The sequence below is a fragment of the Methylotetracoccus oryzae genome (assembly GCF_006175985.1).
Classification (GTDB): Bacteria; Pseudomonadota; Gammaproteobacteria; order Methylococcales; family Methylococcaceae; genus Methylotetracoccus; species Methylotetracoccus oryzae.
In genome coordinates, this window is sequence record NZ_SRSH01000007.1 from 158,436 (window position 1) to 169,430 (window position 10,995).

At 62.2% G+C, this 10,995-nt stretch carries 8 protein-coding genes; 1 reads left to right on the plus strand and 7 read right to left on the minus strand.

The features are described 5' to 3' along the window. Nucleotides 1-22 precede the first annotated feature (22 nt). On the minus strand, nucleotides 23-2,590 hold the full coding sequence (gene acnB, locus BWR02_RS09085) for a bifunctional aconitate hydratase 2/2-methylisocitrate dehydratase (RefSeq protein ID WP_139557417.1): 2,568 nt from the start codon (nucleotides 2,588-2,590) through the stop codon (nucleotides 23-25). Between the two features lie 112 nt (nucleotides 2,591-2,702). Between acnB and BWR02_RS09090 the strand changes: the two genes are divergently transcribed. Then, the gene (locus BWR02_RS09090; RefSeq protein ID WP_139557418.1) at nucleotides 2,703-3,632 is read left to right on the plus strand and encodes a histone deacetylase family protein; all 930 of its coding nucleotides are present in this window, start codon (nucleotides 2,703-2,705) and stop codon (nucleotides 3,630-3,632) included. A gap of 211 nt (nucleotides 3,633-3,843) precedes the next feature. On the opposite strand, the gene BWR02_RS09095 is transcribed toward BWR02_RS09090, so the two are convergent. From BWR02_RS09095 to folC, 6 genes are all read right to left on the minus strand, one after another. Next, nucleotides 3,844-5,178 carry a UDP-glucose dehydrogenase family protein gene (locus tag BWR02_RS09095; RefSeq protein WP_139557419.1) on the minus strand — a complete coding sequence of 445 codons (1,335 nt, stop codon included), beginning with the start codon at nucleotides 5,176-5,178 and terminating at the stop codon, nucleotides 3,844-3,846. Nucleotides 5,179-5,229: 51 nt separating this feature from the next. Then, nucleotides 5,230-6,417, minus strand: coding sequence for an O-succinylhomoserine sulfhydrylase (locus tag BWR02_RS09100; protein ID WP_139557420.1), 1,188 nt, complete (start codon nucleotides 6,415-6,417; stop codon nucleotides 5,230-5,232). Between the two features lie 33 nt (nucleotides 6,418-6,450). Then, nucleotides 6,451-7,962: an amidophosphoribosyltransferase gene (gene purF / locus BWR02_RS09105; protein ID WP_139557421.1), complete on the minus strand. Its 1,512-nt coding sequence runs from the start codon at nucleotides 7,960-7,962 to the stop codon at nucleotides 6,451-6,453. A 28-nt stretch (nucleotides 7,963-7,990) separates the two neighbouring features. Continuing rightward, the gene (locus BWR02_RS09110; RefSeq protein ID WP_139557422.1) at nucleotides 7,991-8,488 is read right to left on the minus strand and encodes a CvpA family protein; all 498 of its coding nucleotides are present in this window, start codon (nucleotides 8,486-8,488) and stop codon (nucleotides 7,991-7,993) included. Between the two features lie 79 nt (nucleotides 8,489-8,567). Beyond that, on the minus strand, nucleotides 8,568-9,713 hold the full coding sequence (locus BWR02_RS09115; RefSeq protein ID WP_162560081.1) for an SPOR domain-containing protein: 1,146 nt from the start codon (nucleotides 9,711-9,713) through the stop codon (nucleotides 8,568-8,570). Between the two features lie 6 nt (nucleotides 9,714-9,719). Beyond that, a complete protein-coding gene (gene folC, locus BWR02_RS09120; RefSeq protein ID WP_139557424.1) occupies nucleotides 9,720-10,994 on the minus strand; it encodes a bifunctional tetrahydrofolate synthase/dihydrofolate synthase in 1,275 nt (424 codons plus the stop codon). Nucleotide 10,995 lies beyond the last annotated feature (1 nt).

Below are 10,995 nucleotides of genomic sequence, written 5' to 3' on the forward strand. Positions count from 1 at the left end.
GGAGCCGGATCCTTCGCGCCCCTCAGGCAGCGGCTGAGTTTTCCGCCTTATCCCGATACTCGGCAATCTGATCGAAATTCAGATACCGATAGGTGTCATCCGCATCTTTCTGGATCTGTTGCATGAAGCCCATATACTCCTGCATGGTCGGGATGCGCCCGAGGATCGAGCAGACCGAAGCCAGTTCCGCCGATGACAGGAACACATTGGCACCGGCCCCGAGCCGGTTGGGAAAATTTCGGGTGGAGGTCGAAACCACGGTGGCGTTGTCGGCGACGCGAGCCTGGTTACCCATGCAGAGCGAGCAACCCGGCATTTCCATGCGAGCCCCCGCCTTGCCATAGGCGCCGTAAAAACCCTCCTCCATCAACTGGGCCTGATCCATCCGGGTCGGCGGCGCTATCCAGAGCCGGCCTGGCACTTGACCGCCAGCCTTCTCCAGCACGCGGCCCGCAGCCCGGAAATGCCCGATATTGGTCATGCAGGAACCCAGGAATACTTCGTCGATCGCAGTACCCGCCACCTCCGACAGGGGCTTGACGTCGTCGGGATCGTTCGGACAGCAGAGCAGCGGCTCGCGGATCGCATCGAGATCGATCTCGATGATTTCCGCGTACTCCGCATCGGCGTCAGCTTCCAGCAATACCGGATTCGCGAGCCACTCCTCCATGGACCTGATGCGCCGCTGCAAGGTGCGGGCGTCCCCATAACCCTGACTGATCATCCACTGCAGCAGGACGACGTTGGAGCGCAGGTACTCTGCGATCGGCTCTTGGTTGAGGCGCACCGTACAAGCCGCCGCGGATCGCTCGGCTGAGGCGTCGGCCAATTCGAAGGCCTGTTCGATCTTCAGGTCGGGCAAGCCCTCGATCTCGAGGATCCGCCCGTTGTAGACATTCTTCTTGCCCTTCTTCTCCACCGTCAGCAGACCCCGCTGCAGAGCAGCATAAGGGATCGCATGCACCAGATCGCGGAGCGTGATTCCGGGTTGCATCGTGCCCTTGAAGCGCACCAGCACCGACTCGGGCATGTCCAGCGGCATGACACCCGTCGCGGCAGCGAAAGCCACGAGGCCCGAACCGGCCGGGAACGAAATGCCGATCGGGAAGCGCGTATGCGAGTCGCCCCCGGTGCCGACCGTATCGGGCAGCAGCATCCGGTTCAGCCAGGAATGGATGATCCCATCCCCGGGGCGCAGTGCAACCCCGCCGCGGTTCATGATGAAATCAGGTAAGGTGTGGTGGGTCTGGACGTCGACCGGCTTCGGGTAGGCCGCCGTATGACAGAACGACTGCAGCACCAAGTCGGCCGAGAAACCGAGACAGGCCAGGTCCTTGAGTTCATCGCGCGTCATCGGACCCGTCGTGTCCTGCGAGCCCACCGTCGTCATGTGCGGTTCACAATAGGTCCCGGGGCGGACACCGGGCACACCGCAGGCTTTCCCGATCATTTTCTGGGCCAGGGTATAACCTTTGCCGGAATCAGCGGCGGCAACAGGCCGCCGGAAGACCGGCGAGGTGACCAGTCCCATGGCCTTGCGAGCGCGGTCCGTGAGCCCGCGACCGATGATCAGCGGTATACGCCCTCCGGCCCGGATCTCGTCGAGCAGGATCTCGGTTTTGAGTTTGAACGTGGTCACCAACTCGTCGGTCAGATGCCGCTTGATCTGACCCTGATACGGGTAGATGTCGATGACGTCGCCAGTCGCGAGGTCGGTTACGTCGCACTCGATCGGCAGTGCTCCGGAATCTTCCATGGTGTTGAAAAAGATCGGTGCGATCTTGCCGCCGATACAGACACCGCCGGCTCTCTTGTTCGGTACGTGCGGGATATCGTCGCCCGTGTACCACAACAAGGAATTGGTCGCGGACTTACGCGACGAACCGGTGCCGACCACATCCCCGACGAAGGCCACCGGATGCCCCTTGGCCTTGAGGTCGGTGATTTGTTGCTCTGCGTTGACCACTCCCTCGCGTGGATTCTTCAGCATCGACTTCGCGTGCAGCGGGATGTCCGGTCGGGACCACGCATCGGTCGCCGGTGACAGATCGTCGGTATTGATCTCCCCGGGGACCTTGAACACGGTAACGGTCAGCTTCTCGGGGAGCGGCGCGCGCGCAGTGAACCAGTCCGCATCGGCCCAGGATTGCATCACAGCCCGGGCGTGGACGTTACCCCCGTCCGCCTTTTCCTGCACATCGTGAAAGGCATCGAACATCAACAGCGTGTGCGACAAGGCCTTGGCAGCCGCGCCCCCGAGTTCCGGATCGTCGAGCAACTCGATCAAGGGCGCCACGTTGTAACCCCCGAGCATGGTTCCGAGCCATTCCGTCGCCTGCAACCGATCCAGGATGGGCGATACCACCTGTCCGCGAGCGACCGCAGCCAGAAAGCCCGCCTTGACATATGCCGCGTCGTCGACGCCAGCGGGCACGCGGTTGCTCAACAGATCCAGCAGAAACTCGGCCTCGCCTGCCGGGGGATTCCCGATCAATTCGACCAGAGCGGCCGTCTGCTCGGCCGTGAGCGGCTTCGGCACAAGCCCCATGGCCGCGCGCTCGGCGACCTGCTGGCGGTATTCTGTTAGCATCGGATCTACCCTGCGAATGATGGTACGAGTAACGGCACGGTCCGGCTGGATCCCGACGGTGACCGTCAGCCATTATAGGGGCGGACTCGTCCGATTTTCACGCTGAAACAGTATGTCTACCTGGTATTACAGCCATCCCAGCTTCCTTCACCATGACACGGGGCAGGGGCATCCGGAAAGCGTTCGGCGCCTGGAAGTCATCGAGCAGGCGCTGCGGGATCCGTGTTTCTCGGAACTGGTTCGGTGCGAGGCGCCCGCGGCGGCGCACGAGCAATTGCTGCGCGTTCACTCCGAAGCCCATATCAGCCGCGTGCTGGAAGCGATCCCGCGGCAGGGCCACGTGCATCTGGATGCCGACACCGTGGTATCCCCGCGCTCTGGGGAAGCCGCCCTGCATGCAGCCGGGGCGGTTTGCGCCGCCGTCGGCGCCGTGACGACCGGGAAGGCACGCAACGCGTTCTGCGCCGTGCGCCCGCCCGGACACCATGCGGAATCAGGTCGACCGATGGGGTTCTGTCTCTTCAATAATGTCGCCATCGCAGCGCGGCATGCCCAGCAGGCATATCGGCTCGCGAAAGTTGCCATCGTGGATTTCGACGTCCACCATGGAAACGGGACCCAGCAGATCTTTCAGAAGGATCCCACGGTGTTGTACGCGTCGACCCATCAGTACCCCTGGTATCCGGGAACGGGTGGAGCCGAGGAAATCGGCGTCGGCAATATCGTCAACGTGCCGCTGCGCGAAGGCACCGATTCGAAGATCTTCAGAAGCGCGGTCGCGAGCCGCATTCTGCCGGCCGTCGATACGTTTCGGCCGGACCTCATCCTGATCTCGGCCGGGTTCGATGCCCACCGCGACGATCCGCTGGCCGCGCTCGATCTGGTCGAGGAAGACTTCGCATGGATCACCAATGAGCTTAAAGAGATTGCGGAGCGGCATGCCCACGGCCGCATCGTCTCGGCGCTGGAAGGCGGTTATGCGCTCGAAGCACTCAGCCGGAGCGTTACCGCACATGTCCGCGCCCTGATGGCAACGCCCTGAGCCACCAACGGGACTGGCCTGTGCGAACTGAACAGCAGCGATCCGCGAGGGATATTCTCGCTACAAGGCCCGCCCCGGCTGGCTCGTGGCCCTTACGGCCGATGTCGATCTCGCGGGAGACCTCCATACGGTGCGCTGGCCGCGATCGCGCGATTCGGCGTGTACCTCCACCGAGGCGAGGGCAACGCCAGATTGGTAGAGATACATGGTCCTAGCGGGGTGATGTCCCGCGCCCGATCCCGTAGTAGGTGAATCCCAGCGCCTTCATCCGTTGCGGGTCGTACAGATTGCGCCCGTCGAAGATGACGGGCGCCGCGAGAACCGTCTTGAGGCGCTCGAAGTCCGGGCTTCGGAACACGTTCCACTCGGTCACGACGACCAGCGCATCGGCTCCGTCCAGCGTGGACTCCAGCGTTTCGCAGAGTGTCAGATCCCGACGCTGGCCATAGATCCGTGCTGCTTCCTCCATCGCGACGGGATCGAAAGCCCGCACCGCCGCCCCGGCCTCCCAAAGGGCTTCCATGAGCACACGGCTCGGCGCTTCGCGCATGTCGTCGGTGTTCGGCTTGAACGCCAGCCCCCAAACCGCGAACGTTTTTCCGCCAAGCGCCCCGTCATAGTGAGCACGAATCTTTTCGAACAACTTCAACTTTTGGCGGTCGTTGACGTCTTCGACCGCTTTCAGTAGCTGCGCCGAGTACTGCACATCCCGGGCCGTCCGCTCCAGAGCCTTGACATCCTTTGGGAAACAGGAGCCGCCGTAACCGCATCCGGGGTAGATGAAGTGATAGCCGATGCGCGGATCGGACCCGATACCGACCCTCACCTTCTCGATGTCCGCACCGAGACATTCGGCCAGATTCGCCAATTCGTTCATGAAACTGATTTTCGTCGCCAGCATCGCATTGGCGGCGTACTTGGTCAGCTCCGCGGAACGCACATCCATCCCGACCATACGGTCATGGTTGCGGTTGAAGGGCGCGTAGAGCGCCCGTAGCAACTCGAAAGTGCGCGGATTGTCGGCCCCGACAACGATCCGATCGGGCTTCATGAAGTCATCGATCGCGGCACCTTCCTTCAGGAATTCGGGATTTGATACCACATCGAACTCGACCGCATCGCCCCGCTTCTCCAACTCGCCCGCGATCGCGTTCCGCACCTTGTCGGCCGTTCCGACGGGCACGGTCGACTTGTTGACGACCACGCGGTACTCCTGCAACCGCGCACCGATGCTGCGTGCGACGGCCAGCACGTACTGCAGGTCGGCCGAACCGTCTTCATCGGGAGGCGTGCCAACCGCAATAAACTGGAACAACCCGTGAGCGACGGCCGCGTCGACATCGGTCGTGAAACTCAACCGTTTCTGCGCCATGTTCCGCGCGATGACGGCATCCAGACCCGGCTCATGGATCGGCACGACGCCTCGGTTCAGTCCATCGATCTTTTCCTGGCTGATATCGATGCACAGGACGTCGTTGCCCACCTCGGCCAGGCAGGCGCCCGTCACCAAACCGACATAGCCGGACCCAAAAACCGTGACGTTCATGTCACCTCTCCTTTTGGTTGAGTGAAAGACGCTCAAAGCACGGGAGTGTGGTCAGGACTCAAGCCCCCGAGCCAGATCCCTTTGAATGTCGGCGGTATCCTCAAGTCCAACGGCCACACGAACCAAACCGGAGCCGATGCCCGCGGCGGTTCTCTCAGGCTCCGACAGCCGGCCATGAGTGGTCGTCGCCGGGTGGGTGATGGTGGTCTTGACATCCCCGAGATTCGCCGTAATCGATACGAGGCGCGTCCCGTCGATGACCCGCCAAGCGGCTTCCTGCCCTCCCCTGACATCGAAACTCACAATGCCGCCACCGGCGACCTGCTGCTGCTGAGCCAGACGGTGCTGGGGATGTGACTCCAGCCCCGGATAGTAGACCCGATCGACCCAGGATCGGGTCTCGAGCCAGCGCGCCAAGCGCAGCGCACGTTCGGAGTGAGCCAACATGCGCAAGGACAGCGTCTCAAGACCCTTCAGAAAGACCCAGGCATTGAACGGGCTCATGGCCGGTCCCCCGGTGCGGGAGAACGGGTAGATTTCGCCATCCAGTAGCGCCTGCGAACCGACGATGGCACCGCCAATACAGCGGCCCTGACCGTCAAGGTACTTGGTCGCGGAATGAATGACGATATCGGCCCCCAGATCGAGCGGTCGCTGCAAAGCGGGCGTACAGAAGCAGTTGTCGACGATCAGCAGCGCTCCGCGGTCATGGGCGAGCGCGGCAAGACGCGTGATGTCCACGATTTCCGTCAGCGGATTGGAGGGCGTCTCGACGAACAGGAACCGGGTTTCGTTCCGGATCGCCGCCTGCCAGCCAGCATAGTCCGTCAGGTCGACGAAGCTCGTCGCCACACCGAACTTTTCGAGATAATTCCGAAACAGCAGCGTCGTGTTCCCGAACACGCCGCGGGAACAGACCACGTGATCCCCGCTCTTCAATAGCGCAAAGGCCACGGAAGCGATCGCCGCCATACCGGAGGCTGTCGCGATACATCGCTCTCCCCCCTCCAGCATCGCCAAGCGTTGCTCGAAGGCGCGCACGGTCGGGTTCGTGAAGCGCGAATAGATGTTCCCAGGTTCCTTACCGCTGAAACGCGCCGCGGCTTCGGCGGCACTGCGGAAAACGTAGCTCGAGGTCGCAAAGATCGGATCACTGTGTTCCTGTTCTGCAGTCCGGCTTTGACCGGCCCGGATCGCCAGCGTCGTCAGCGCGCACTCGCTCCAGTCGAAATCACTCATGCTGGCCCTGCCCCGAATCCCTGCATTGACGGATCAAACCGTGTTGTACATCTCGATGATCGAGGTTTCCGATTCGCGCGCGCGTTTGGCGTGATCGGAGCGATCCTCACCCAGACGGTCCAGATAATCCTGGTTCACGTCCCCCGTCACGTACTCGTTGTTGAAGCACGATGTGTCGAAGCGGTGAATCTCCGGGTTACCCCGATGCACCGCATCGATCAGATCGTCCAGGTCCTGATAGATCAGCCAGTCAGCGCCGAGCGCCTCCTGCACCTCGTCGTCGGTACGATCGTGTGCGATCAACTCGTGAGCGGCCGGCATGTCGATGCCGTAGACGTTAGGAAAACGCACCGGTGGCGAGGCGGAAGCAAAGTAGACTTTCCGGGCACCGGCGTCGCGCGCCATCTGTATGATCTGCATCGAGGTCGTGCCCCGCACGATGGAATCGTCGACGAGCAGCACGTTCTTGCCACGAAACTCCAGGTCGATCGCATTCAGCTTTTGCCGGACCGATTTGCTGCGCTGTTGTTGTCCGGGCATGATGAAGGTCCGACCGATATACCGGTTCTTGACGAAACCTTCGCGGTACTTGACACCGATCCGGTTGGCCAGTTGCAACGCGGACGTACGGCTCGTATCCGGAATCGGGATGACCACGTCGATGTCATGATCGGGGCGTTCCCGCAGCAGCTTGTCGGCGAGCTTGTCGCCCATCCTCAGACGCGCCTTGTAGACCGAGATATTGTCGATGATCGAGTCGGGACGCGCAAAATAGACATACTCGAAGATGCACGGCGAGTGCCAAACATGCTCGGCGCATTGACGTGTGTGGAGGACGCCATCGTTATCGATCAGCACGACTTCACCCGGAGCGACATCGCGTATCAGCTTGAACCCAAGCACATCCAGCGCGACGCTCTCCGACGCGATCGCATAGTCCTTGCGACCGTGCCCGATGGCGCGCTCACCGAATACCAGCGGCCTGATCCCATAGGGATCACGAAAACCGAAGACACCGATGCCGGTGACCATCATGACGACAGAATAGGCTCCGCGGCAGCGACGGTGTACCCCCGCTACCGCCTTGAAGATATCCTCGGCATTGATCTGCAGCTTTCCCAGCTCTTGTAATTCGTGGGCGAAGACGTTAAGCAGCACTTCCGAATCAGAGTCGGTGTTGATGTGCCGCTGATCCTGCACGAATAGCTCCCGCTTCAAGACCTCGGCATTTGTCAGGTTGCCATTGTGCGCCAGCGAGATGCCATAGGGAGAATTTACATAAAAGGGCTGGGCCTCGGCCGAGCTGGTGCAGCCTGCGGTCGGATAGCGCACGTGTCCGATGCCCATCGTTCCACGCAGCGTCAGCATGTGGCGCGCATGGAACACGTCCCGGACCAGGCCGCTTTCCTTGCGCAGGTAGAGGCGATCATGCTCGCAGGTCACGATGCCGGCGGCATCCTGACCCCGGTGCTGCAACACCGTCAGCGCCTCGTAGAGTTCCTGGTTGACCTCGCCATGGGAAACCATACCGACTACGCCACACATAACTTCGTACTCCGGATTCAGTGAGCCGTCAGTGATAGTTCAAATTGCTCAGCCAACTGGCCGGCATCCTGTCTCGTATCCACAGCGCTGCCTTCTCGAACGGGGGAATGAGTGTTGCCTCTTTCCACCAGATTGCACGCGGCGCGGGCGTCAGACCCCCGACCAGAACCAGCAAAGCCACCAGGATACCGCCGCGGAACACCCCAAAGATGAGACCGACAATACGGTCCGTCCCCGAGAGCCCGGTTCCGGAGAGGATTCCGGCGAGCAGACTGCCAATCAGAGCGCCCAGGATCAGCACTACAAACAGGATCAGACAAAAAGCGGCGGCCTTGCGCAGTGGGGCTGCTTCGATCAAGTGCTGGAGATACACCGCCGCTTGATCACTGAAATGCACCGCCAGTGTAACGGCCGCCACCCAGGCGACCAGCGAAAAGATCTCCCGGACGAACCCCCTCATCAGGCCGAGCAAGCCTGAAATGACGAGTATGCCGAGGATCACATAGTCGGCCCAAGTGAAATGCATGACCGGCGCCAGACCTAGTCGCGGGCCAAACCCATCGTGCCGCTACCGATAGCGGCAAAGGCAAACCCTGCGGATCTGATCATTTGCGGCCGCTAACCGTTCCGCTCATGCCTACCGACGATTCGAGACGCTTGCGGGCCTGCTCGGCACGTCCCTTGTCCGGCTCAGGGCCCACCGACACCCGGTAGTTGACGCCCCCGGCTCCCGGAACGGTCTCTACGAAAGCATCGAACTTGTTCTTGCGCAACTTCTCTGCCAATGCCCTGGCGCTCGCTTCACTGGTGAAGCTTGAGGTCTGGACGACCCAGCGTGTTGGAGCATCCTCGCCCTTCGGTTTCCGGGCCACCATCGACTTGGCCTGGGCGGGCGCCTTCGCGGACTGAGTAATCACAGAACCCGGAGCTGCGCCCTCGCCAGTGCCGGCCTCTGCGACGGTCGTCGACGATTTACCTGCGACGTCGACCTTCTTCTTCTGAGGCGGCGCCGGGCTCGTCGCTTTCGAGGGTGCGGCGGCCTTCGCCGGCTCACTGGTCTTTACCGCCGCTTTCTTCTCCTCCCGCCGCGCCGTTCCGCCGGTGGCGGCAGGCTTGGTCGCCGGATGGGACGCAGCCGGTGGCGTGGCAGATGGTGTCGCCTTGGCCGCGGTCGGCTTCTTGGCAACCTCGGCCGATGCTTTAGGATGCGTGGGAGCCGCCTTGCCAGCGGCGGGCTGAGCTTTGACCGGCCGGTCCTCATCCGGCACCTTCGCTACGGCACCATGCGACAGGTCAGTGCCGGGCGCAGCGCCCGCCGGCTTCTTCTTTGCCGAGGATTTCTCAACAGCAGGGGGTAGAGGCGCGACGCTGCGAGCCCCCTGTCCCAGCGGGCTGTCAGGTGTTGGGACTTCAACGGTCCCGGCGCCCTCGTCTTCCAAATATTCGGATTGTTGCTCTGGACTCGATGCCGTTGACGGCTCATCCCTCCGTGGGGCAGCGGTCACGGGCTCCGCGCCGGTCGAATCGGTGAGGGGGATGATTTTATAGCCATCACCCTCGACGGATGGCTCGCTAACGCCGGCCACAGGCTCAACGACCTCGGTGAGCGGAGGCGGCGACTGCGCGGCCGTTCCGCCAACGGCTTCCGTACTCGGATCTGGCGCTGCGTCGAACAACAAGGGAACGAACAGCACGATCAGCGCGACGATGATCGTCGCCCCGATCAGCCGCTGTTTCAATTGATCATCCAATGGCATTCACCCAATCGATCGGCCGTCTTGAGCAAGGTACTCGGCAATCAGAAAAAAGGAACCGAACACGACAATCGGATCTCCGGCAGCCGCTTCGGCACGTGCTGCCGCGACGGCATCGCTGACCCGGCTGAACCCACATTCTACCCTCTCCACGCCAGAACTTCTAAGCACATCCCTTAGTTGCTCCGGGGTCGCGGCGCGCGGCACTTGCAGGCGCGGGAGATACCAGGCAGTGATCAGGTCCTTCATCTGCGTCACCACGCCGATCTGGTCCTTGTCGCGCATCAAGGCGAAGACTGCATGTAAGCGCCTCGCGGGAAAGTGCTCCCGCAGTTGCGCCGCGAGTACACCGACGGCCTGAACGTTGTGAGCAACGTCCATCACAATCGGATTGTCACCGGGAACCACCTGAAACCGGCCGCAAAGGCGAGCCTCCGATAGGCCTGCCCGGATAGCCGACTCGGTGACCGGCAGGAGCCCCGCGATCAGATCGATGGCCTGCAACGCTCCGGCCGCATTTCGGAGTTGATGGGTGCCACCGAGAGGCGGCAGCGGAAGATCGTCCACCCGCACCGTACGGCTGCGCCACGACCAACCGGCAGAGGCTTCGCGAAAATCAAAGTCCCTCCCGATGACTCGCAAGTCGACAGAGAGACGGTCGGCATGAGCCAGCATCGATTCGGGTGGCTCGGGATCGGCAATCACTGCCGGACGACCGTGCCGCATCACGCCGGCCTTTTCCAGGCCGATCGCCTCGCGGGAGTCGCCGAGCCATTCCTCATGGTCGATACCGATGCTGGTCACCAGAACCACGTCGGCGTCGATGATGTTCACGGCATCCAGGCGCCCCCCAAGGCCCACCTCGAGCACCTGAACGTCGACGCGTTCGCGAGCGAAAATGTCGAGAGCCGCAAGGGTCCCGAACTCGAAGAAGCTCAGTGTGGTATCGCCGCGCGCATCATCGATGTCCGCGAACGCGCGGCAGATGGTGACGTCCCCAACCGCTTCGCCGTCGATACATATGCGCTCGTTATAACGCAACAGGTGGGGCGACGTGTAACTTCCGACTCGGTAGCCTTGAGCCCGCAGTATGGCGGACAAATAGGCTACGGATGAGCCCTTCCCGTTCGTTCCCGCAACGGTGATAGTTGCCGGAGCCGGCCCCGGCGCAGCGAGGCGTCGATGCACGGACTCGACGCGGTCGAGGCCCAGGTCGATGGTGCGCGGATGCAGCGTCTCCTGCCAGGCCAACCAGTCAGCCAGCCTCCCGAAACGCATT

Excerpts from the sequence above, each read along its gene's own strand:
- acnB (WP_139557417.1), bottom strand. The coding sequence starts at position 2,590 with ATGCTAACAGAATACCGCCAGCAGGTCGCCGAGCGCGCGGCCATGGGG.
- BWR02_RS09090 (WP_139557418.1), top strand. The coding sequence starts at position 2,703 with ATGTCTACCTGGTATTACAGCCATCCCAGCTTCCTTCACCATGACACG.
- BWR02_RS09095 (WP_139557419.1), bottom strand. The coding sequence starts at position 5,178 with ATGAACGTCACGGTTTTTGGGTCCGGCTATGTCGGTTTGGTGACGGGC.
- BWR02_RS09100 (WP_139557420.1), bottom strand. The coding sequence starts at position 6,417 with ATGAGTGATTTCGACTGGAGCGAGTGCGCGCTGACGACGCTGGCGATC.
- purF (WP_139557421.1), bottom strand. The coding sequence starts at position 7,962 with ATGTGTGGCGTAGTCGGTATGGTTTCCCATGGCGAGGTCAACCAGGAA.
- BWR02_RS09110 (WP_139557422.1), bottom strand. The coding sequence starts at position 8,488 with ATGCATTTCACTTGGGCCGACTATGTGATCCTCGGCATACTCGTCATT.
- folC (WP_139557424.1), bottom strand. The coding sequence starts at position 10,994 with ATGCGTTTCGGGAGGCTGGCTGACTGGTTGGCCTGGCAGGAGACGCTG.